Raw genomic sequence first — 23284 nt, 5'->3', positions numbered from 1 at the left:
CGGCGGTAGAGGCGAGGAGAGCGACATGTGGCGGGGTCTGATCGAGGCGTACCGGGATCGGCTGCCGGTCACCGCGGCCACGCCCGTCGTGACGCTGCACGAGGGGAACACCCCGCTGCTGCCCGCGCCGGTGCTCTCCGCGCGGCTCGGTTGCGACGTGCACCTCAAGGTGGAGGGCGCCAACCCGACCGGCTCGTTCAAGGACCGCGGGATGACCCTCGCGGTCTCCAAGGCGGTCGAGGCCGGCAACAAGGCGATCATCTGCGCCTCCACCGGCAACACCAGCGCCTCGGCGGCGGCGTACGCGGCTCGGGCCGGGCTGACCTGCGCGGTGCTGGTGCCGCAGGGCAAGATCGCGCTGGGCAAGCTGGCCCAGGCGCTGGTGCACGGCGCGAAGCTGCTCCAGGTGAGCGGCAACTTCGACGACTGCCTCGCGACGGCCGCCAAGCTCGCCCAGGACTACCCGGTCGCGCTGGTCAACTCGGTCAACATCGACCGGCTGCACGGGCAGAAGACCGCCGCCTTCGAGATCGTCGAGGCGCTCGGTGACGCGCCCGACATCCACTGCCTGCCGGTGGGCAACGCCGGCAACATCGCCGCCTACTGGATGGGGTACGCGGAGGAGCACGCCGCCGGCACCACCACCCGGGCGCCGAAGATGTACGGCTTCCAGGCCGCCGGCGCGGCCCCGATCGTCACCGGCCAGGTGGTGCCGGAGCCGTCCACCATCGCCACCGCGATCCGGATCGGCAACCCGGCGAGCTGGACCAAGGCGCTGGACGCCCGGGACGCCTCCGGTGGTCTGATCGCGGCGGTGACCGACCGGGAGATCCTGTCCGCGTACCGGCTGCTCGCCCGCGAGGTGGGGGTCTTCGTCGAGTTGGGCAGCGCGGCCAGCGTCGCCGGCCTGCTCCAGCACGCGGCGGCGGGTGCGGTGCCGCCCGGTTCGACGGTGGTCTGCACGGTGACCGGCCACGGCCTGAAGGACCCGGAGTGGGCGATCTCCACGGCGCCCGCCCCGCTGACCATCGCGAACGACCCGCTGGCGGCGGCCCGCGCCCTCGACCTGGCCTGAGCGGCCGCCGCGCCGCCGCGCCTGGGCGGCGGTCAGCTCCGGAAACGGGGCCGGTGACGGTCGGCGTGGGGCCGGCGCGGGTCAGGGTGATCCAGTCCGGCACACTTTCGGGTATCCCCGCCCGCAGTCTCTTCCAGGAGTGAGCCAGGCCGATGTCGCTGCTCGCCAGATTCAGCCTCGCCAACCGAGGGCTGATCGCCCTCATCGCGGTGGTGACCACGGCGTTCGGAGCGTTCGCCGTACCGTCGCTGAAGCAGCAACTGCTGCCGTCGCTCGAGTTCCCGGCCGCGTTCATCGTGGCCTCCTACCCCGGCGCCGGACCCGAGATCGTCGAGTCGCAGGTGACCGAGCCGATCGAGAACGCCCTCCAGGGCATCCCCGGTCTGGACAAGGTCACCTCCACCTCCCGTGAGGGGTCGGCCACCGTCCAGGTGCAGTACGAGTTCGGCACCGACCTGGACGACGTCGTCAACAAGATGCAGACCGCGCTGAGCCGCATCGACGCCCAACTGCCGGAGAGCGTCGACCCGCAGGTCATCGCGGGCAGCACCGACGACCTGCCAGCGGTGGTGCTGGCTGCGGCCGGCACCGCGGACGAGCGGGCGCTCGCCGAGAAGCTGCGCGCGACGGTGGTGCCGGAGCTGGAGGGCATCGAGGGGGTCCGCACGGTCGAGGTGACCGGAACCCGCGACGACGTCGTGGTGGTCACCCCCGACCCGGCCAGGATGGCGGCGGCGAAGCTCCAGCCGACGGCGATCGGCGCCGCGCTGAAGACCAACGGCGTGGCGGTCCCGGCCGGCGCGGTGAACGACGGCAACCTGGCCCTCCCGGTGCAGGTCGGCACGCCGGTCACCACCCTGGACGACCTGCGCGGCATCGTGGTCGCCCCCGGCGCGACCCCTGTCCGTCTCGGTGACGTCGCGGCCGTCGAGCAGACGCTCGCGCCGGCCACCGCCATCACCCGGACCAACGGCAAGGACAGCCTCGGCATCGCGGTCACCGCGGCGCCCGACGGCAACGCCGTGGAGATCTCCCACGAGATCCGGGACCGGCTCGCCGACCTGAGGGACGCCTCCGGCGCGGAGCTGACCGTGGTCTTCGACCAGGCGCCGTTCGTCGAGAAGTCGATCGAGTCGCTGACCACCGAGGGCCTGCTGGGCCTGTTGATGGCGGTCATCGTCATCCTGGTGTTCCTGCTGTCGGTGCGCTCGACCGTGGTCACCGCGGTCTCCATCCCGCTCTCGGTGCTGGTGGCGCTGATCGCTCTCTGGATCGGCGACTACTCGCTCAACCTGCTCACCCTCGGCGCGCTGACCATCGCGGTCGGGCGGGTGGTCGACGACTCGATCGTGGTGTTGGAGAACATCAAACGCCACCTGGAGTACGGCGAGGAGAAGCGCCACGCGATCATCACCGGCGTCCGCGAGGTGGCCGGCGCGGTGACCGCGTCCACGCTCACCACGGTCGCGGTGTTCGCGCCGATCGCGCTGGTCGGCGGGTTCGTCGGGCAGCTCTTCGCGCCGTTCGCGATCACCGTGACGGTGGCCCTGCTCGCCTCGCTGCTGGTGTCGTTGACCGTGATCCCGGTGCTGGCGTACTGGTTCCTCAAGCCGCGTGGCGGCACCGCCGACGACGAGGCGGTACGGCGCGGCGCGGAGGAGAAGGAACTGCGCAGCCCGTTGCAGCGGGCGTACCTGCCGGTGATCGGGTTCGCGACCCGCAAGCGGTCGACCCGCTGGATCACCGTCGGGCTCGGTCTGCTGGTGCTCTTCGGCACCTTCGGGTTGGCCCAGAAGCTGGAGACCAACTTCCTGGACGACTCCGGTCAGGACACACTCAGCTTCCAGCAGGAGCTGCCGGCGGGCAGCGGCCTGACCGCCACCGACGCGGCCGCCAAGCAGGTCGAGACGGTGCTCGGGCGTACCGACGGGGTGGAGACCTACCAGGTGACCGCCGGCGGCGGGGACAACCCGTGGGCGGGTGGCGGCGGCAACAACACCGCGACCTGGTCGGTGGCGCTCGACGGGGACACCGACGCTAAGCAGATGCGCGAGGTGCTGCGCAAGGAGTTCGACAAGCTCGGCACCGGACTGGGCGAGATCAGCTTCGGCGGCGGGCAGGACGCCTCCACCAGCCAGCTCGAGGTGATCGTCCAGGGCAGCGATCCGGAGGTGCTGACCCGGGCCGCCGAGGCGGCGCGGACGGCGATGGCCGGCGTTCCGGACGTCGAGGACGTCACCACCAGCCTGGCCGCGCGGGTGCCGCGGGTCGACGTGACCGTCGACCGGGTCGCCGCGGGCCGGGTCGGGCTCACCGAGGCCGCGGTGGGTCAGCTCGTGTCGCAGGCGTTCCGCGGCGCGCCGCTGGGTCAGGTCGCGCTCGACGGCCAGCAGCAGAACGTGGTGCTGCGGCTGGGCGCGCGGCCGCCGGTGTCGGTGGAGGAACTGCGGGCGCTGCCGGTGGGTCCGGTCAAGCTGGACGACATCGCGGACGTCACCCAGGCCGAGGGGCCGCAGCAGGTCACCCGGATCGACGGTGAGCGCAGCGTGTCCGTGACCGGCACGGCGACCGGCTCGAACCTGGGCGCCACGAGCCAGGAGCTGCAGAAGCGGCTGGACGGCATCGACGTGCCGGGGGCGACCTTCGTCATCGGCGGCGTCAGCGCGGACCAGGCGGACGCGTTCGGCGACCTGGGCCTGGCGGTGCTGGCCGCGATCGCGATCGTGTTCCTGATCATGGTGGCGACGTTCCGCAGCCTCACCCAGGCCCTGATCCTGCTGATCTCCATCCCGTTCGCGGCGACCGGCGCGATCGGCCTGCTGCTCGTGACCGGGACGCCGCTGGGTGTGCCGGCGCTGATCGGCGTGCTGATGCTGGTCGGCATCGTGGTGACCAACGCGATCGTGCTGCTCGACCTGATCAACCAGTACCGGGCCCAGGGCATGGGTGTCGGGGAGGCGGTGGTCGAGGGTGGCCGTCGCCGGCTGCGCCCGATCCTGATGACCGCCGTCGCGACCATCTTCGCGCTGCTGCCGATGGCGCTCGGGTTGACCGGTGAGGGCGGCTTCATCTCCCAGCCGCTGGCGGTCGTGGTGATCGGTGGCCTGCTCAGCTCGACGCTGCTCACCCTGATCCTGGTGCCGACGCTGTACACGATGGTGGAGCACACCAAGGAGTCGCTGCGGGAGCGGCGCCGCCAGCGGCGCTCCGGCGAGCCGGTGGTGACCGGACCGGCGACCGACGAACCGGCCGGCCCGAACCAGGTCGCGGTGCCGTCCGGTGCGCCGGCCGTGGCACACGCCGAGGGTTCGCAGCCGGTGGCGGGGCGACCTGCCCCGTCGGGTGCGCTGGTGGACGGCACGGACCAGTTCGAGGTGCTGCGGCTGCCCCGTAGCCGTACCTCGCCGCTGCCCCCGTCGGAGCCGACCGAGTAGTCGGACCGCGTCGTGCGACGCCCCCGGCGGGTTTCGACCCGCCGGGGGCGTCGCGACTTTCCGGGTCGGAACGTCGCGGGTGGACCGGAGACCGGTCGTGGCTGGTCGGGCGCGGTATCGAACGTTGTCATCCGGGTATGGTCCTGCTCCGTGGCGTCCACCCTCTCCGTCCTGACCGGTAACCGGAGTTTCCGTAACCTCTTCCTCGCCGAGCTGGTGGTCTTCGGTGCCGACTGGTTCGTCATGGTGCCGCTGCTGGTGTTGCTGCCCCAGCTGACCGGCAGCGGTGTCTGGGGCGCGCTGGTGCTGGCGGTGGACACCGGCATCGTGGCGCTGCTGCTGCCGTACACCGGCACGGTGGCCGACCGGTTCGACCGCCGCAAGATCATGATCGCCGCGAACGTGGCCGCGCTGCTCGGCGTGTTGCTGCTGCTCGGCGTACGGGCCGGAACGGCCTGGCTGGCGCTGGTCGCGATCGGCGTGGTCGCGGTCGCCAAGGCGTTCTATTCGCCGGCCGCCCAGGCCGCGCTGCCGAACGTGCTGGAGCCCGACGAGCTGGCGGCCGGCAACGCGGTGGCCGGCTCGGCCTGGGGCACCATGACGGTGGTCGGCGCCTCGCTCGGCGGCGTGCTCAGCTCGGCGGCCGGCCCGTACGTCTGCTTCTGGGTGGCGGCGGTGGGCTTGGCGCTCGCCGCGGGCCTCGCCGGGCGGATCCGCCGGCCGTTGCAGGCGCCCCGGGACGCCGACCGGCCGGCCCAGCGGACCTGGGCGGCGGTCCGCGAGGCGCTCGGCTACATCGGGCACCGGCCCCGGGTGCTGGCGCTGGTCACGGTGAAGTCGGCGGTTGGCCTGGGCAACGGGGTCCTGACCGTGTTCCCGCTGCTCGCCGGCGTGTACGGGGTCGGCTCGCTGGGCGCCGGCCTGCTCTTCGCGGTGCGCGGGGCGGGGGCTCTGGTGGGCCCGATCCTGATGCGTCGGGTGTTGACCAACAGGTCCTGGTTGCTGCCCGGACTGGCGCTGTCCATGTCGCTCTACGGCCTGTCCTACCTGGGTGCTTCGGTGGTCCGCTGGTTTCCGCTGGTGCTGCTGCTGGTCTTCGTGGCGCACTTCGCCGGCGGCAGCAACTGGGTGATGTCGAACTTCGCGCTGCAGGGCGAGGTGCCGGACCGGCTGCGGGGGCGCGTCTTCGCCACCGACATGATGCTCGCGACGCTGGCCATCTCGGTGAGCCAGCTCGCGGTCGCCCTGGTGGTGGACGTGGTGGACGAGCGGGTGGTGCTGGCCGGCTGCGGGCTGGTCACCCTCGTGTACGCGGTCGGCTGGCGGATCGCGACCCGCCGGCTCTCGCTCACCGAGCCGACCGCCACGCCGGTTCCGGACCCGGCCGGCTGAGCGCACCGGTCCCATGCTGCGGGCGCGGGACCGGAACGTCGGTGCCGACCCCTAGCATGAGCCCGTGCCGACGAACTTCACCGCCGGGCCGGTCCGGGTCCGGGTCCCCGCCACCAGTGCCAACCTGGGCCCGGGCTTCGACGCGCTGGGCCTCGCCCTCGGTCTCCACGACGACCTGGCCGCCGAGGTCACGACGGGTGGGGTCCGGGTGACGGTGACCGGGCAGGGCGCCGGTGAGCTGCCCGACGACGACCGGCACCTGGTGGTGCGGGCGATGCGGGCCGCCTTCGACGTGCTCGGCGCCCAGCCCGAGGGGCTGAGCGTGGAGTGCGTCAACCGGATCCCGCAGGCGCGCGGGCTGGGCTCGTCGTCCGCCGCGATCGTCGCCGGGGTGTTGCTGGCCCGTGCCCTGGTCACCGACGGGGAGCGGCGGCTGGACGAGGCGGCAGTCCTCCGGCTGACCGCCGAGATCGAGGGCCACCCGGACAATGTGGCGCCGTGCCTGCTGGGTGGCTTCACGTTGGCCTGGTCCGAGCCGACCGGCGCCCGCGCGGTTTCCCTGCCGGTCGCCGAAGGGGTGCGGCCCACTCTTTTTGTGCCCGAGGTGCGCGGGTTGACCGCGTCGGCGCGGGCCGCGTTGCCGGCCACCGTGCCGCACGGCGACGCCGCGTTGACCGCCGGGCGGGCGGCGCTGCTGGTGCACGCGCTGACCACGGACCCGGCGCTGCTGCTGCCCGCCACCGTCGACCGGCTCCACCAGGATTACCGCGCACCCACGATGCCGGCGACATCGGCCCTGGTCAACGCGTTGCGAGCGGCTGGTGTGGCGGCTGTGGTCAGTGGGGCCGGCCCGACCGTTCTGGCGCTCAGCGAGCCTTCAGCGGGCTTCCCGCTGGGAACAGACTGGCAGATCTGGAAGTTACCGATAGACGTCAGCGGTGCGCGGGTCGCCCGGGGTAGACTTGGACACGCCGAGCGGGACCCTGTTGCCGCAGGTCGGAAGAGTTGATTACGCTCTAGACCTAGCACAGCCGCGAAGCACGCGATCTCCTGCGGGGCGGCGCACCCCCGAAGCTCTCGGCGGTCAGCCCGTCACCCCTGCCAAGGCCCACGCCGCACCGCAGTTTCCACAGGTCGCCGCAGACGGCGAGACCTGCTCACCGACCTCTGGTGAGTCGGGATACCGACCGGCTGCTGTGTCACAGACTCCCGCGACGCGTCCTTGCGAGGCGGGTGCACCGAGGCCGCCCGGCCACCTGAGCTCCGACTCCGGGCAGTCCCGGCCTATCGAGGGAAGGAATCCATTGAGCGACACCACCGACGTGACGTCGGATGTTTCCAACGTCGCTGGCGATGCCACCACCGCCGCTCCCGCCCGTCGGCGGCGTAGCGGCACCGGTCTGTCGGCGATGCTGCTGCCAGAGCTGCAGAGCCTGGCCGCGTCGCTCGGCATCTCCGGCACGGCTCGCATGCGCAAGGGCGAGCTGATCGCCGCGATCTCCGAGCGGCAGGGCGGCAACGCCGCCGGGACCCCTCGACCGCGGGCCGAGGTAGCGGCTGCGGCCGCTCCGACCCGTGAGGAGGTGCGGGAGACCGTGGACCGTCCGGCGGCCGAGGCACGCAGCACCGACCAGGCGCCGGCCGAGCCGGCCGCCGAGACCGAGACCCGGGGTCGTACCCGGCGGAGCCGCACCACCGCGGCGGAGGCGCGTACCACTGAGGCGCGTCCGACCGAGGCGCGTGCCGCCGAGGCGCGTACCGACGAGGCGGAAGCCGGCGAGCGGACCGACCGGGGCGAGAACCGCCGGGACCGGGCCGAGCGTCCGGACCGCGTGGAGCGTGCGGACCGCGGCGAGCGGGGCGACCGTGCCGAGCGCAGTGACCGAGGCGAGCGGGGCGAGCGTGCCGAGCGGGGCGACCGTGCCGAGCGTGGCGAGCGTGCCGACCGGGGCGACCGTGCCGAGCGCGGCGACCGCAACGATCGTGCGGAGCGTGCCGACCGTGGCGAGCGCAACGACCGTGGCGAGCGTGCCGACCGTGGCGAGCGCGCCGAGCGCAACGAGCGCACTGACCGGGGCGACCGCAACGACCGGGGTGACCGCAACGACCGGGGTCAGCGCGCCGAGCGCGACACCGACGACGATGACGGCGAGGGCGGCGGCCGGCGTGGCCGGCGCAGCCGCTTCCGGGACCGTCGGCGTGGCCGTGGCGAGCGCACCGAGACCGGTGGCGACTCCGGTGGGCGTGAGCCGCAGGTCAACGAGGACGACGTGCTCGTTCCGGTGGCCGGCATCATCGACGTGCTCGACAACTACGCCTTCGTGCGGACGACCGGTTACCTGGCCGGTCCGAACGACGTGTACGTCTCGATGTCCCAGATCAAGAAGTACGGCCTGCGCCGCGGTGACGCGATCACCGGTGCGGTGCGTGCGGCCCGCGAGGGCGGCAACAGCGGCGACCAGCGGCGCGACAAGTACAACCCGCTGATGCGGCTGGACACCATCAACGGCATGGAGCCGGAGGAGGCGCGGCGCCGGCCGGAGTTCTACAAGCTCACGCCGCTCTACCCGCAGGAGCGCCTGCGGCTGGAGACCGAGCCGCACATCCTGACCACCCGGGTCATCGACCTGGTCATGCCGATCGGCAAGGGCCAGCGGGCGCTCATCGTGTCGCCGCCGAAGGCGGGTAAGACGATGGTGCTGCAGGCGATTGCGAACGCGATCACCCGCAACAACCCGGAGTGCCACCTCATGGTGGTGCTGGTCGACGAGCGGCCCGAAGAGGTCACCGACATGCAGCGTTCGGTGAAGGGCGAGGTCATCGCGGCCACGTTCGACCGGCCGCCGCAGGACCACACAACGGTGGCCGAGCTCGCGATCGAGCGGGCGAAGCGCCTGGTCGAGCTGGGGCACGACGTGGTCGTGCTGCTGGACTCGGTGACCCGGCTGGGCCGGTCGTACAACCTGGCGGCGCCGGCCAGCGGCCGGATCATGTCGGGTGGTATCGATTCCACCGCGCTCTACCCGCCGAAGCGCTTCCTCGGCGCGGCCCGCAACATCGAGAACGGCGGGTCGCTGACCATCCTCGCCACCGCGCTGGTGGAGACCGGGTCCATGGCGGACACGGTCATCTTCGAGGAGTTCAAGGGCACCGGTAACGCGGAGCTGAAGCTGGACCGGAAGATCGCCGACAAGCGGACCTTCCCGGCCATCGACATCAACCCGTCCGGCACCCGTAAGGAAGAGGTCCTCCTCGCGCCTGAGGAGCTGGCCATCATCCACAAGCTCCGCAAGGTGCTGCACTCGCTGGACTCGCAGGCGGCGCTGGACCTGCTGCTGGACCGGCTCAAGCAGTCCCGCACCAACATCGAGTTCCTGATGCAGATCGCGAAGTCGACGCCGGGGGAGTGATCCCCGGGTGACCGCCGAAGGGGCACGGCCGAGATGGCCGTGCCCCTTCGTCGTGTCCACCCGCCGTGCGGACGGGCGACGGGTGTGAAGTTTTCCTTCGGTTCAGTCGGTACGTCTTGAAACTTCTATTCACAATCGGGTTGACTGTCGTCCATGCGTACCCGCAGACGATCCGCCCGCCGCACCGGCGTCCTGCTGCTGACGCCGCTGCTCGCCCTGGCCGTTCCGGTGCCGGCGACCGCCGCGCCGGCCCCGCCCGCCGTCGCCGCCCCGACGGCCGCTCCGGCCGCCGCCGCCACCGGCCTGGAGCCGGCCGGCGGCCTGGAGACCACGAAGGCCACCCGACCGGTCGCGCCGGGGGTGCAGCTCACCTCCTTCGACCGGTACGACGCCGACGGCTGGCTGCGTGCCGACGCGCTCACCACCGACCTCACCGGTGGGGCCACCGTCGACTACGTCAACTCCGGAGCGGTCAGCCGTGCCGAGCCTCTGCGCACGGCGGTGGACAGCTCGCGCGCGGTCGCGGCGGTCAACGGCGACTTCTTCGACATCAACAACTCCGGCGCCGCCCAGGGGGTCGGCATCCGCGACGGTGAGCTGATCCAGTCGGCGGTCAGCGGGCACCGTAACGCGGTGGCGGTCACCGCCGACGGGCTCGGGCGCGTGATCGAGGTGAACTTCGACGGCACCGCCACCCTGCCGGGCGGCCCGGTTGCGCTCACCCAGTTCAACAACATCGTGCAGGCCGACGGCATCGGTGCGTTCACCGAGCTCTGGGGGACGTACTCCCGGCAGCGGGCGGTGGAGGGCGCGGCCCGGGTCGTCGAGGTCACCGTCGTCGGCGGCCGGGTGGCCGCGGTTGCCGGCGCGGCCGGCAGCGGCCCGATCGTCGCCGGCAGCACGGTGCTGCTCGGTCGCGACGCCGGCGCGGACGCGCTGGCCGGGCTCCGCGCCGGTGACCCGGTGACGGTGGCCTGGCGGCCCAAGCCGTCCGACGGCAGCACCCTGCACGCGGCGGTCGGCGGCGGCAACGTCCTGGTCCGCGACGGAGTCGTGCAGACCATCGCCGATCCCGCGCTGGCCCCGCGCACCGCGGTCGGCTTCACCGCCGACGGTCGCAAAATGATCATGTTGACGGTGGACGGCCGGCAGGCCGACAGCCGTGGCGTCACCCAGACCGAGATGGGCCGGATGATGGCCGAGCTGGGCGCCCACCACGCGCTCAACCTGGATGGCGGCGGCTCGTCCACGCTGCTGGCCCGGGAGCCGGGTGCGCCGGCCGTGCAGGTGGAGAACAGCCCCTCCGACGGCAGTGAGCGGCCCGTGCCCAACGGCCTGGCCATCTACGCACCGAAGGGCAGCGGCCGGCTCACCGGCTACTGGGTGGAGACCGCCAGCGACCCCACCGCCGCCCCGGGCGTCTCGCCGGTGGGCGGTGGCCGGCCGGACCGGGTCTTCCCCGGGCTGACCCGCACTCTCACGGCGGCCGGCTACGACGAGACGTACGGCCCGGCCGCCGGCACGCCGACCTGGCGGGCGACTCCGGCGGTACGCGGCCGGGTCGACCGGCACGGGGTGTTCCACGCCGGCGCTCCGGGGGCCAGCACGGTCACCGCCGCCCGTGGCCGGGCCTCCGGCTCGCTGGGCCTCACCGTGCTCGGCCCGTTGCAACGGATCGGTTCCACAGTCGACCGCGTCGGGCTGACCGGCCGGGACGGCAGCGCGGTGGTCGGGGTGGTCGGCTACGACGCCGAGGGCAACACGGCGCCGATCGAGCCGGCCGACCTGACCCTCGACTACGACCGGGACCTGCTGCGTGTCGTACCCACCGGGAACGGCAACCTCGCCGTCACCGCGCTGCGGGACACCGGCTCCGGCCTCATCACTGTCCACGTCGGACGGACCAGTGCCGTCGTGCCGGTCACCGTCGGGCTGACCGACGTGCCGGTGGCCGGCTTCGAGGACGCCGCGTCCTGGCGGTTCAGCCAGGCCCGCGCCAGCGGATCGGTCGCGCCGGCGCCGGGCCACACCGGCACCGGCCTGCGGATGTCGTACGACTTCAGCCAGTCCACCGGCACCCGGGCCGCGTACGCCGACCCGCCGGCCTGGATCGAGGTGCCCGGCCAGCCGCAGGCGTTCGGCATGTGGATCCACGGCAACGGCACGGGGGAGTGGCCCAGCCTGCACCTGCACGACGCCCAGGACACCCAGCACGTGCTGCGCGGTCCCCTGATCACGTGGACCGGCTGGCGGTACGTGGAGTTCGCGGTGCCCGCCGGGGTGCAGTACCCGGTGCGGGTGCGCCGGTTCTACGTGGCCGAGACCAACGCCGCCGCGCAGTACACCAGCGAGGTGGTCATCGACGACCTGGTGGCGAAGGTGCCGCCCTCCGTGGACGTGCCGGCGGAGACGCCGCGTACCGACCGGGTGGTGGTCCGCGACGGCACCGTGGACGGCGCTCCCTGGCGGTTCGCCGTGCTGTCCGACGCCCAGTTCGTCGCCGCCGCCCCCAACAGCGACCTGGTCGCCCAGGCCCGTCGGACGCTGCGCGAGGTGAAGGCCGCCCGGCCGGACTTCCTGCTGATCAACGGGGACTTCGTCGACACCGCCTACCCGGCGGACTTCGCGCTGGCCAGGCGGATCCTCGACGAGGAGCTGGGCGATGCGCTGCCCTGGTACTACGTGCCCGGCAACCACGAGATCATGGGTGCGCCGATCAGCAACTTCCAGGCCGCGTTCGGTGCCACCTCGCGGGTCTTCGACCACGCGGGCACGCGGTTCGTCACGCTGAACTCGTCCACCGGCACGCTGCGCGGCGGTGGCTTCGACCAGGTCCGGATGCTGCGGGAGGCGCTGGACGCGGCGGCCACCGACAAACGCGTCGGCTCGGTCGTCGTGCTGCACCACCACCCGGCGCGCGACCCCAGCCCCGCTGAGGCCAGCCAGCTCGGCGACCGCAAGGAGGCGGCGCTGCTGGAGCAGTGGCTGGCCGACTTCCAGCACCGCACCGGCAAGGGCGCGCTCTTCGTCGGCGGGCACGTCGGCACCTTCCACGCCGAGCGGGTGGACGGGGTGCCGTACGTGATCAACGGCAATGCGGGCAAGACGCCGTCCACCCCGGCGGACCAGGGCGGCTTCACCGGATGGTCGGAGTTCGGCGTGGACCCGGTCACCCCGGCCGAGGCCGACCAGGCCCGGCGCGACCCGCGCGCCGAGGGACCCCGCTGGGTGGACGTGGAGTTCCACGCCCACGTGGACCGTCTGGCGCTGACCGCCCCGGCCAGCGTCGCGGTCGGCACCCCGGCGCGGGTCACCGCCACGCTGACCCAGCCCGGTGGCCGTACCGTCCCGGTGGCCGCCCCGGTCAGCGCCGACTGGGCCGCCTCACCGCAGGTGTACGTCGGCTCGGCGGCCGGGGTACGCCCCTGGCACACCGCCCGTTTCGACCCGGCAACCGGCACCCTGACCGCCCTGCGTCCCGGCGCCCCGGTACGCCTGACGGTCACCGTCAACGAGATGCGCACCGAAGCGACCATCGCCATCATCCGCTGACGTGTGCGGAAGGGTCCCTTCCTGTCTTCCCAGGAAGGGACCCTTCCCTGCGCGGCAGACCTCGGAAGCCGCGACCCTCAGAAGTCCCCGTCGGCGACCTGGAAGACCGTGAGGCCCAGGGCGCGCCACATCTGGACCACCTGGACACGGTCGTCGAAGACGCCGACCACCCGGTAGCGGTCCCGGATCTCCCGGTCGTAGATCTCGCGTTTGACGATCGAGTCCTTGCGTGAGTCGCCGACGGCACGCAGGTGCAGACCGAGGTAGGGGACCCGGACGTGCCGGGCCAGCCACGCCTCGGTGGCGGCCCGGGCCGAGGCGTCCCGCCCGGAGCAGAAGACCACCCCGTAGCCGGCCGCGTGCATCGCCCGGACCGCCGCGATCACCGCCGGGTTCGGCTCGTCCTCGCCGACCCGGGTCATGTCGTACGGGCTGCGCGAGACGGCCAGCGCGACGGTGCCGTCGATGTCCACGAGCACGATCTCCGGCGGCTCGGTCGACGGGGGGTGGACGGTGGCGGGCCGTCCGGTGCGGGCCTGCGGCACCGGCAACGGCAGCGCCCGCCCCGCCAGGTACCGCTCGTGCAGTCGGGAGATCACGTCCGCACCGACCCGGTCGGCCTCCGGACGGGCGGCGTCGCGGCGCAGGCACTCGGCCAACGGCACGTCGGTGAAGTCGTGCACCTCGAACTCCGCGCCGTACCGGGCGGCCAGGTCGGCCCAGTCCCGCAGGGTCCGCGAGCGTAGGTTGGTGTCGTCCACGCAGACGTCCGCGCGGGCACGCAGCAGCGCCTCGACCTGGGCTCGCTGGACCACGGTCACCTGCGCCTCCGCCCACTGGGTGAAGAGCCGCTCGCCGTGCAGCATGCGGCGCAGGTCGTCGCGGTTGACCCGGACCACGGAGGGCTGGAGGGTCCGGGCGAAGGTCGTCTTGCCGGACGCGGGCAGTCCACGGGTGGCGATCAGGCGGGTCATCGGCTCCCCTCCGGCTCGGCGTGCGTACCCCCGACGGGGTACTCGGCGGCGGGCCGCCGACCGGGTGAATGCCCGGCCAGGCGGCGGGAATGCGGACGGGTGGGCACGTGTTGACGATGCTGGACGAGGTGTGCGGCCCGATTATCGGGTCGGCTCAGGCCCATGGCACACTGGTCAATCGGCCACCGGTTCCGGTTCACGCCCGAGCCCGTCGTGCACGGCGCGACGGGCGGTGACGGCGACCCGGCGACCACCAACGAGAGGACCGAGGCGAGATGAAGGCAAACATCCACCCGGAGTACGTGACCACCGAGGTCAGCTGCTCCTGTGGCAACACGTTCACGACCCGCAGCACCGCCAAGGGCGGGGCGATCCACGTCGAGACCTGCAGCGCCTGCCACCCGTTCTACACCGGTAAGCAGCGCGTTCTCGACACCGCCGGTCGGGTCGCGAAGTTCCAGCAGAAGTACGCCAAGGTTCAGGCGAAGAAGGCCAAGTAACTTACCGTTCGGCGCCCGTGTCCGGTTTCGCACCGGACGCGGGCGCCGTCCGCATTCCACCCGTCTTCGCCCTGGCACCGCACCCGTCGAAGGAGCATCCGCAGCATGAGCAGCGAGCGTCTGGCCGGTCTCCTCGACGAGTACGCGGAGCTGGAGAAGCGGCTGGCCGATCCGGCCATCCACGCCGACCAGGCCACCGCGCGTCGGGTCGGCCGCCGGTACGCCGAGCTGGTGCCGCTGTACAAGGCCGCCGGTGAGCTGGAGCAGGCACGCGCCGACCTCGCCGCGGCCCGGGAACTCGCCGCCGAGGATCCCTCCTTCGCGGCCGAGACCGAGGCGATCGCGGCGTCCCTGCCGGCCCTGGAGGAGCGTCTCGCCGAGTTGCTCATCCCGCGTGACCCGCACGACGCCAAGGACGTGATCGTCGAGATCAAGGCCGGCGAGGGCGGTGAGGAGTCCGCGCTCTTCGCCGGTGACCTCCTGCGCATGTACAGCCGGTACGCCGAGCGCCACGGCTGGATCACCGAGGTGATCGACGCGCAGGACTCCGACCTCGGCGGGGTCAAGGACGTCTCGCTGTCGATCAAGACAAAGGGCGTCCCGGAGGGCGGCAACGGCGTCTGGTCGCGGCTCAAGTGGGAGGGCGGCGTGCACCGGGTGCAGCGGGTCCCGGTCACCGAGTCGCAGGGCCGCATCCACACCTCCGCAGCCGGAGTGCTGGTGCTGCCGGAGGCCGAGGACGTCGACGTCACCATCGACCAGAACGACCTGCGCATCGACGTGTTCCGCTCGTCCGGCCCGGGTGGCCAGTCGGTCAACACCACCGACTCGGCGGTGCGGATCACCCACCTGCCCACCGGCATCGTCGTCTCCTGCCAGAACGAGAAGTCCCAGTTGCAGAACCGGGAGCAGGCCATGCGGATCCTGCGGGCACGGCTGCTCGCCGCGGCACAGGAGCAGGCCGACGCCGCCGCCTCGGACGCCCGCAAGGCGCAGGTGCGCACGGTGGACCGCTCGGAGCGGATCCGCACCTACAACTTCCCGCAGAACCGGATCACCGATCACCGGATCGGCTACACCGCGTACAACCTGGATCTGGCGCTCGCCGGTGAGCTGGACGGGGTGCTGGACGCCCTCACCGAGGCCGACCGGGCCGCCCGGTTGGCCGGCGACACCGAGCTGACCCGCCGCTGAGCGATCGCCGCCGTCGGCGTCCGGCGGCGGGGCTCATCGCACCGGCGCTCAGCTCGCGCGGGGGCGGGACTTGGCGGCCAGCATCTCCCGGTCGGCCTGCTCGAAGGCGACACTGAGCGCGTTGCGCAGACCGCTGCCGCCGGAGACCTCGGCGAACCCGATGCTCACCCCGACCGGGGTGCCCGGCACCAGCGACTCCCAGTCCTCCGCGAGGACCGCGGCCTCGATCCGGCGGGCCACCTCGGCCGCCTCGGCCATGCCGGTGTCCGGCAGCACCACCACGAACTCGTCGCCGCCGTAGCGGGCCACGAAGTCGCCCCGCCGCATCACCCGGTTGATCACTCCGGCGATGCGTTGGAGCACCAGGTCCCCGGTGTGGTGCCCGTGCCGGGTGTTGACCGCCTTGAAACCGTCCAGGTCGCAGACGCCGATCACGACCTGCTCGCCACGGGTGACCACAGCGGTGATGTACCGCTCCAGACGCCGCCGGTTGGGCAGCCCGGTGAGCGGGTCGGTCAGCGCCTCGCCCTCGAACCGCGCCGCCTCCCGGCGCATCTCCTCGTGGTCGATCCGGGCGGCGATGCCGTCGATGTAGACGTCGCGCAGACGGTCGTTGCGCTGCGCGGCGAGCCGGAACGCCAGCCGGTCGGCGCGGTGCGCCGCCAGGTGGTCGCCGGCCCGGCTCAGCGCGATGCTGCGCAGCCGGGCGGGCTCGGCCGCGCCGAGCGTCTCGGTGGACACCAGGATGGTGTCCAGCCGGGTGACCGCCTCGATCGGGCGCCCGTCGGCGACGGCCAGGCAGACCAGCCCGAGTTGACGCATGTCGCGGGCGCGGGCGCTGTCCCCGCCGTGGTTGAGCAGCCGGGACGGCTCGGTGTCGCCGGTGGCCTCCACCCGGTCGCCGAGCGCCGCCTGCCGGGCCGCCGCGTACCCGTACGCGGCGAGGCTGCTCGGGCGAAGCCGGCCGGCCCGCCCGGTGCGGACGAACCGGGCCAGGTCGGCGGCGACGTCCCGCAGCACTCGCAGGCACCCGTCGCTGTCGCCGTTGTGGTCCAGCGCCACGGCGTTGCGCAGGCGGATCCCCGGCGCGGCGAACGTCTCCTCCGGGATCCCGGCGGTGACCCCGAGCTGCCGGGCGCGCTCGATCGCGCCCAGGGCGTACCCGTGGAAGCTGAGATAGCTGTAGGCCATGGCGAGGTCGTGCCAGCCCCAGGCGGTGTCCCGGTCCGGGTCCTCCACGGCGCCCAGCGCCCGGGCCGCCTTGACCAGGTGGGTGACGCAGCGGTCCAGCGCGCCCTGGTGGTGGGCGGCGAGCGCGGCCAGCGCGTTGAGGTGGCCGTGCAGGTAGGGCTCGGCGAGGTCGCGCACGGCCGCCGAGGCCTCCTCGATGGCCCGGGTGTACTCCGCCGTCCGACCGAGATTGATCAGCGCGGAGAGCCGCTGCACCATCGCGTCCGCTCGCGCCGCCGGGTCGGTCGTGGTGCGGATCACCCGTTCCAGCAGGGTGTACGCCTCTGCGGAACGACTGGCCTCCTGCAACGCCCGAGCGCGCGTGAGGGCGTCAACCTGGTCATCGACCCGGTCGAGCCAGCCCACTCGCAACCTCCCGTCGTGTGCGCACCGGCGCACCCGTTCGTGGCGCCGCTCGCGACGCTTCATGATTATGGCGTGACCACTCTGCCGCAACACCCCCCCGAAGGGACAGGCCGGCTCCGTCCGTCCGCCGCGGTGGCCCGGGCGGCCCGGGCGCTGACCGCCGCCGGGGTGGGTCCGGCCCGCGTGGAGGCCGAGCTGTTGGCGGCGTACGTGCTGGGCGTGCCCCGGGGCCGGCTGGCCCTCGCCGACGACCTGACCGGCGACCAGGCGGACCGGCTGGACGAGTTGGTGCGCCGCCGCGCCGCCCGGGAGCCGTTGCAGCACCTGACCGGTCTTGCCGGCTTCCGGCACCTGGAGCTGGCGGTCGGCCCGGGGGTCTTCGTGCCCCGGCCGGAGACCGAGCTGCTGGCCGGCTGGGGCGTCGAGCAGGCCCGGGGCCGGCCCGACCCGCTGGTGGTGGATCTGTGCAGCGGCTCCGGCGCGATCGCGCTGGCGGTGGCGCAGGAGCTGCCGAACGCCCGCGTGATCGCGGTGGAGCGGTCTCCGGCGGCGCTGGCCTGGCTTCGCCGCAACGCGGCGGAGCGGGTCGCGGCGGGGGACCGCCCGATCGAGGTGGTCGAGGCCGACGTCACCGCGCCGGACCTGCTCGCCGACCTGGTCGGCCGGGTGGACGTGCTGCTCTGCAACCCGCCGTACGTGCCGGTCGACGTGGTCGTGCCGCCGGAGGTGGCCGGGCACGATCCGGCGGAGGCGGTCTTCGGCGGCACGGACGGTCTGGCGGTGATCCGGCCGGTGATCACCCGCGCGGCGGCGCTGCTGCGCCCGGGCGGCGCGTTCGGCGTGGAGCACGACGACACGCACGGCGCGGCGGTGCCGGGGCTGCTCGCCGAGGACGGCCGGTTCGCCGACGTGACGGAGCGTCGGGACCTCACCGGCCGCCCCCGGTACGCCACCGCGTCCCGACGGGCGGACGGCCAGCAAGCCCCGGTCGGGCCGGCGTGGCAGACTGACTCCTCGTGATGCTCTACGACTGCCGCTCACCCGCTGATCGCGACCGTGGCATCGCTGCGGCCATCGAGGCGGTCAAGAACGGCGAGCTGGTCGTCCTGCCGACCGACACCGTCTACGGCATCGGCGCGGACGCGTTCACCCCGTACGCGGTCAAGGCGCTGCTGGACGCGAAGGGCCGGGGCCGACAGATGCCGCCGCCGGTGCTGATCGGCTCGCGGCACACCCTGGACGGGTTGGTCTTCTCGTTGCCCTCGGCCGCGCGGGATCTGGTGGAGGCGTTCTGGCCGGGTGCGCTGACGATCGTGGTCGAGCACTCGCCGAGCCTCCAGTGGGACCTGGGCGACAAGACCGGCACGGTGGCGGTGCGGATGCCGCTGCACCCGGTGGCCCTGGAGGTGCTGCGCGAGACCGGCCCGATGGCGGTCTCCTCGGCCAACAAGACGGGCCAGCCCGCCGCGGTGACCGCCGAGGAGGCGCGCGACCAGCTCAGCTACTCGGTGCGCGCGTACCTGGAGGCCGGCCCCTGCCCGGATCCGGTGCCCAGCACGATCGTGGACCTGACCGGCGAGGTGCCGCAGCTGCTGCGCGCCGGTGCGATCCCGCTGGAGAAGCTGCGCGACGTGGTGCCGGATCTCCTCGACGTCCAGGGGGCCTGAGTGCCCCCGTTCACCGTTCTGCACGTCTGCATGGGCAACATCTGCCGCTCGCCGATGGCGGAGCGGCTGCTGGCCCTCGCGGTGCGGGAGCGGTTGACCCGGCGCGAGCAGGACCCGGCCCGGGCCGAGGAGCTGCTGCACAGTCACAGCGCCGGCACCGGCGGCTGGCACGCCGGTGAGGAGATGAACCCACCGGCGGCGCGGCAGGTCATCGGTCGGGGTGGGGCCGTGGAGGGGTTCGCCGCACGCAAGCTGCGCTCGGACCACATCGACGCCGCCGACCTGGTCCTGACCGCCACGGCCGACCAGCAGGAGTACGTGGTGGCGCTGCGTCCGGACGCGGCGGCCCGCACGTTCGTGCTGGGTGAGTTCGGTCGGCTGCTGGCCGCGGTCGACGCCGCCGCGTTGCCGCCGGCGGAGGCGACCCCGGAGGCGGTGTACGCCCGGGGCGTGGCCCTGGTGGCGGCGGCCCACAACGCCCGGTTGGGCGCCTCGTCGTTGCCGACCGACGATCTGGACGACCCGTGGGGTCGCGGCGACCAGTGCTTCAGCCGGGTCGCCGACGAGATCGAGGAGACCGTCCACCCGCTGGCCGGCGTGCTGCTGCCCTGAGGCTCGTGCGAGTTTCCTCCGGGTTTGGGGAAAACGCGGGGCGAAAGGGGCGTTCCGGGTCATTCTGAACGGGTCCTAGCGTGACCGGCTCCTGCGGGGAGAGCTGATGATCCGGGCCCATCTCGACAAACTGCTGACCGTGGTGATCGCCGGTGTGCTGGCCGGGTTGGTGCTGGCAGCGGCCGCCCTGCCGGCGGCCCTGGTCTTCGGGATCGGCTTCACGGCCCTCTCCACGCCCTACTCGGAGCTGCCGAACACGCTGCGCACGCCGCCCACCGCGCAGCGCTCCAACCTCTACGCCAACGACGGCACCACCCTGATCACCTCCTTCTACCAGGAGGACCGGGTGGACGTGCCGCTGCACGAGGTCGCCCCGGTGATGCGCCAGGCCATCGTGGCCGCCGAGGACGTCCGGTTCTACCAGCACAGCGGCGTGGACCTGCGCGGCGTGGTGCGTGCCTTCACCGTGAACAAGCGTGACGGCCAGACCCGGCAGGGCGCCTCCACGCTGACCATGCAGTACGTGCGCAACGTGCTCAGCAGCGACCCCCGGCTGACCGAGCGGCAGCGCGAGGCGGCCACCGAGATCACCACCGCCCGCAAGATCCAGGAGATGCGGTACGCGCTGGCGCTGGAGCGGGAGCTCAGCAAGGAGGAGATCCTCACCCGGTATCTCAACATCGCCTACTTCGGCGCCGGGGCGTACGGCATCGCGGCGGCCAGCAAGCGCTACTTCTCGCGCTCCCCGGCGGAGTTGACCCTGGCCCAGGCGGCGATGCTGGCCGGTCTGGTCCGGTCACCGGACAGCGACGACCCGATCAACGGCGACGCCGACAGCGCGTTGCAGCGGCGGGCGTACGTGCTGGACCAGATGGTGGAGGCGGACCAGGTGTCGGCGCAGCAGGCGGCGGCGGCCGGGGCCGAGCCGCTGGAGCTGAAGCCCAGCGAGACCCCCAACGACTGCACGGCGGTGCCCGACGGTCACAACGACTGGGGCTTCTTCTGCGACTGGTTCACCCGCTGGTGGAGCAGCCAGCCGGCGTTCGGGTCGAGCGCCGACGAGCGGCAGCGCACGCTGCGCCGGGGCGGCTTCTCCATCGTCTCCTCACTGGACCCGGGGGTGCAGCGGGCCACCACCGAGCAGGTGCTGCGCATCTACAAGCCGACCGACGCCCGGGCCGTGCCCACGGCGGTGGTGCAACCCGGCACGGGTCGGGTGCTGGCGATGTCGGTGAACCGCAGCTACAGCGTGGCGGACAACCCGGTCGGGCAGAAGAACCACCCGAACACGGTGAACCAGCTGGTGGCCGGCGGCGGGACGATCGAGGGGTACCAGGGTGGGTCCACGTTCAAGCTCTTCACCATGCTGGCCGCGCTGGAGTCCGGCCTGCCGCTGTCGACCGACTTCACCGCGCCGACCCGGCTGGTCACCCGCTTCCCGGTCACCGGGGAGGCGAGCTGCGACGGCCTCTGGTGCCCGGCGAACGCCAGCCCCTCGTCGATGGACGGCCCGCGCACCATGTGGACCGCGTTCGGGCGCTCGGTGAACACCTACTTCGCGTGGCTCACCGAGCGGGTGGGCGCCGACCGGGTGGTGGAGATGGCCGAGCGGCTGGGCATCGTGCTGCGCGCCGACTCCGATGCCCGGCTCGCCCGCTACGGGGCGAAGAACTGGGGGCCGTTCACCCTGGGCGTCGCCGCGACCACCCCGCTCGACCTGGCCACGGCGTACGCCACGGTGGCGGCCGAGGGGACCTGGTGCGCGCCGCTGCCGGTGGTCTCGATCACCGACTCGGCGGGCCGGCCGGTGGACGCCGCCAAGCCGGACTGCCGGCAGGTGCTCGACGCCGACGTGGCCCGGGCGGCCACCGACGCGGCGCGCTGCCCGGTCGGCGACCAGTCGATGTACGGGCGTTGCGACGGCGCCACCGCGCCCGATCTGCGGTCCAGACTCGGACGTCCGGTGGCCGGCAAGACCGGCAGCTCCGAGCGGTACGAGTCGGAGACGGTGGTGGCCTTCACCCCGCAGCTCGCGGTCGCCTCGATGGCTGCCAACCCGGACGACCCGCGCGACGCGGTCGGTCAGGCGGTGCAGGCCCGGATGGTGGACGCCGTCGGCGCGGTGCTCGCCACCGCCCTGCGCGACCAGCCGGTGCGGGACTTCGTCCCGCCGAGCGAACGGGCCGCCTTCCAGGTGACCGGCGCCCGCACCGGCAACTAACACCCACCCCACCCTGCCTGCTCCCACCCCTCACCCCGTCGATCTTGCACTTTGGGTCGCCGATTCGCGCAGCTCATTGCCTTTTGTCCAGGCAGGAAGTGCAAGATCGTCGAGAGCGGGAGCGGGAGCGGGAGCGGGAGCGGGAGCGGGAGGCGGGTGGGGTTAGGGGGAGTGTTCGGCGCCTCGGGCGATGTTGCGGGCCATTCCACCGAAGACCACGGCGTGGAACGGGGCCACCGACCCCCAGTAGGCGTGCCCGGCCAGCCCGCGCGGCAGGAAGACGGCGCGCTGCACGTAGCGGCTGCCTCCGTCGTCGCCGGGTAGCGCGCGCATCTCCAGCCAGGCCCGGCCGGGCAGCCGCATCTCGGCGCGCAGCCGCAGCAGCTCGCCCGGGACGATCTCCTCGACCCTCCAGAAGTCCAGTGCCTCGCCGACCTGGAGGCGGTGCGGGTCGCGCCGGCCGCGGCGCAGCCCGACCCCGCCGACCAGCCGGTCCAGCCAACCCCGGATGGACCAGGCGAGCGGGAACGAGTACCAGCCGTGCTCGCCGCCGACGCCCTCGATCACTCGCCAGAGCGCGGCCGGAGGCGCTTTCACGGCCTGTTCCCGGACGTCCGTGTAGGCGGTACCGCCGGACCAGCCCGGGTCGGAGGGCAGCGGCTCGGCCGGGGCGTCCGGGAGGCTCGCGGTCGACCAGCGGGTCTCCACCTGGGCGTCACGCACCTTGGCCAGCGCCAGCGCCACGGCCTGGTCGAACCCGGTCAGCCCCTCCGGCGGGTCGGGCACGTGGCGGGCGATGTCGTGGTCGTGTGCGACCGCCTCGTGGACGAGGCTCTCCACCAGCGGTCGGGCGATGGCGTTCGGCACCGGGGTGACCAGACCGACCCAGTGGGAGGAGAGCGACGGGGTGAGCGGGCGGACCGGCACGATGATGCGGCGGCGCAGCCCGGCCACCCGGGCGTAGCGCTGCATCATCTCGCGGAAGGTGAGCACGTCGGGCCCGCCGATGTCGAAGCCCCGGTTGACCTCGTCCGGCAGCGCCGTGCAGCCGGCCAGGTAGCGCAGCACGTCGCGGACCGCGATCGGCTGGATCCGGTTGCTCACCCAGCGCGGAGTGACCATGACGGGCAGTCGCTCGGTCAGGTAGCGCAGCATCTCGAACGACGCCGAGCCGGAGCCGATGATCACCGCGGCCCGGAGGACCGCCGTCGGCACTCCGCTGGCCAGCAGGATCCGGCCCACCTCGGCCCGGGACCGCAGGTGCGGGGACGGCACCGTCTCGTCGGACGCCGGCTCCGGACCACCCAGGTAGACGATCCGGCGTACGCCGGCCGCCCGGGCCGCCGCCGCGAAGTTGGTCGCCGCCGCCCGGTCGGCCGCCTCGAAGTCGGCCCGGCCGAGCGAGTGCACCAGGAAGTAGGCGACGTCCACGTCGGCGAACGCGGCGGGCAGCGTCTCCGGCCGGCTCAGGTCCGCCTCGGCGATCTCGACGGCCGACGCCCAGGGCACGTCGCGCAGCCGGACGGCCCTGCGGGCCAGGCAGCGCACGCTGTGCCCGTCGGCGAGCAGCAGCGGCGCCAGCCGCCCGCCGATGTATCCGGTGGCTCCCGTGACCAGGCATCTCACAGCTGTCAGTGTGCCGCCCCCTAGACTCGTT

The 23284-nt window shown here is 73.2% G+C and carries 15 protein-coding genes; 12 read left to right on the top strand and 3 right to left on the bottom strand.

Translation table 11 applies throughout. The features are described 5' to 3' along the window. The first annotated feature begins 25 nt into the window (after positions 1-25). From thrC to ACTWLT_RS30040, 6 genes are all read left to right on the top strand, one after another. Positions 26-1075, top strand: a complete 1050-nt coding sequence (thrC, locus tag ACTWLT_RS30065) for a threonine synthase (RefSeq protein ID WP_445321257.1) — start codon at positions 26-28, stop codon at positions 1073-1075. 152 nt (positions 1076-1227) lie between these two features. Next, the gene (locus ACTWLT_RS30060; RefSeq protein WP_445321256.1) at positions 1228-4509 is read left to right on the top strand and encodes an efflux RND transporter permease subunit; all 3282 of its coding nucleotides are present in this window, start codon (positions 1228-1230) and stop codon (positions 4507-4509) included. A 150-nt stretch (positions 4510-4659) separates the two neighbouring features. Beyond that, on the top strand, positions 4660-5901 hold the full coding sequence (locus ACTWLT_RS30055; RefSeq protein WP_445321255.1) for an MFS transporter: 1242 nt from the start codon (positions 4660-4662) through the stop codon (positions 5899-5901). Between the two features lie 64 nt (positions 5902-5965). Beyond that, a complete protein-coding gene (gene thrB, locus ACTWLT_RS30050) occupies positions 5966-6910 on the top strand; it encodes a homoserine kinase (protein ID WP_445321254.1) in 945 nt (314 codons plus the stop codon). 295 nt (positions 6911-7205) lie between these two features. Then, positions 7206-9311, top strand: coding sequence for a transcription termination factor Rho (rho, locus tag ACTWLT_RS30045; RefSeq protein WP_445321253.1), 2106 nt, complete (start codon positions 7206-7208; stop codon positions 9309-9311). Positions 9312-9464: 153 nt separating this feature from the next. After that, positions 9465-12863, top strand: coding sequence for a phosphodiester glycosidase family protein (locus tag ACTWLT_RS30040; protein WP_445321252.1), 3399 nt, complete (start codon positions 9465-9467; stop codon positions 12861-12863). A 77-nt stretch (positions 12864-12940) separates the two neighbouring features. Here the strand turns inward: ACTWLT_RS30040 and ACTWLT_RS30035 are convergent, their stop codons facing one another. Then, entirely contained in the window at positions 12941-13837 is an 897-nt protein-coding gene (locus ACTWLT_RS30035) for a phosphatase domain-containing protein (RefSeq protein WP_252418732.1), read from the bottom strand. Between the two features lie 275 nt (positions 13838-14112). Here ACTWLT_RS30035 and rpmE point away from each other — a divergent pair, with 275 nt between their 5' ends. Further along, positions 14113-14337 carry a 50S ribosomal protein L31 gene (gene rpmE / locus ACTWLT_RS30030; RefSeq protein ID WP_007464546.1) on the top strand — a complete coding sequence of 75 codons (225 nt, stop codon included), beginning with the start codon at positions 14113-14115 and terminating at the stop codon, positions 14335-14337. A 105-nt stretch (positions 14338-14442) separates the two neighbouring features. Next, the gene (prfA, locus tag ACTWLT_RS30025) at positions 14443-15531 is read left to right on the top strand and encodes a peptide chain release factor 1 (RefSeq protein WP_252418733.1); all 1089 of its coding nucleotides are present in this window, start codon (positions 14443-14445) and stop codon (positions 15529-15531) included. Between the two features lie 48 nt (positions 15532-15579). On the opposite strand, the gene ACTWLT_RS30020 is transcribed toward prfA, so the two are convergent. After that, positions 15580-17127 carry a GGDEF domain-containing protein gene (locus tag ACTWLT_RS30020; RefSeq protein ID WP_445321251.1) on the bottom strand — a complete coding sequence of 516 codons (1548 nt, stop codon included), beginning with the start codon at positions 17125-17127 and terminating at the stop codon, positions 15580-15582. 72 nt (positions 17128-17199) lie between these two features. Between ACTWLT_RS30020 and prmC the strand changes: the two genes are divergently transcribed. The 4 genes from prmC to ACTWLT_RS30000 all read left to right on the top strand — a co-directional run bounded on the left by prmC (position 17200) and on the right by ACTWLT_RS30000 (position 21627). Then, the gene (gene prmC, locus ACTWLT_RS30015; RefSeq protein ID WP_445321250.1) at positions 17200-18147 is read left to right on the top strand and encodes a peptide chain release factor N(5)-glutamine methyltransferase; all 948 of its coding nucleotides are present in this window, start codon (positions 17200-17202) and stop codon (positions 18145-18147) included. Continuing rightward, positions 18147-18794 (top strand): L-threonylcarbamoyladenylate synthase, encoded by a 648-nt coding sequence (locus ACTWLT_RS30010; protein ID WP_393214160.1) that lies wholly within the window; start codon positions 18147-18149, stop codon positions 18792-18794. The genes prmC and ACTWLT_RS30010 overlap by 1 nt, the downstream gene beginning before the upstream one ends. Beyond that, complete coding sequence (locus tag ACTWLT_RS30005; protein WP_445321249.1) at positions 18795-19406, top strand: arsenate reductase/protein-tyrosine-phosphatase family protein; 612 nt, start codon at positions 18795-18797, stop codon at positions 19404-19406. A 106-nt stretch (positions 19407-19512) separates the two neighbouring features. Continuing rightward, positions 19513-21627 carry a transglycosylase domain-containing protein gene (locus ACTWLT_RS30000; RefSeq protein ID WP_445321248.1) on the top strand — a complete coding sequence of 705 codons (2115 nt, stop codon included), beginning with the start codon at positions 19513-19515 and terminating at the stop codon, positions 21625-21627. Positions 21628-21789: 162 nt separating this feature from the next. On the opposite strand, the gene ACTWLT_RS29995 is transcribed toward ACTWLT_RS30000, so the two are convergent. After that, a complete protein-coding gene (locus ACTWLT_RS29995; protein WP_445321247.1) occupies positions 21790-23253 on the bottom strand; it encodes an SDR family oxidoreductase in 1464 nt (487 codons plus the stop codon). Positions 23254-23284: the final 31 nt, after the last annotated feature.

It is taken from the genome of Micromonospora yongxingensis, assembly GCF_052601155.1.
Note: the sequence above shows the minus strand (reverse complement) of the source record. Positions and strands in the feature narration are given on the sequence as shown.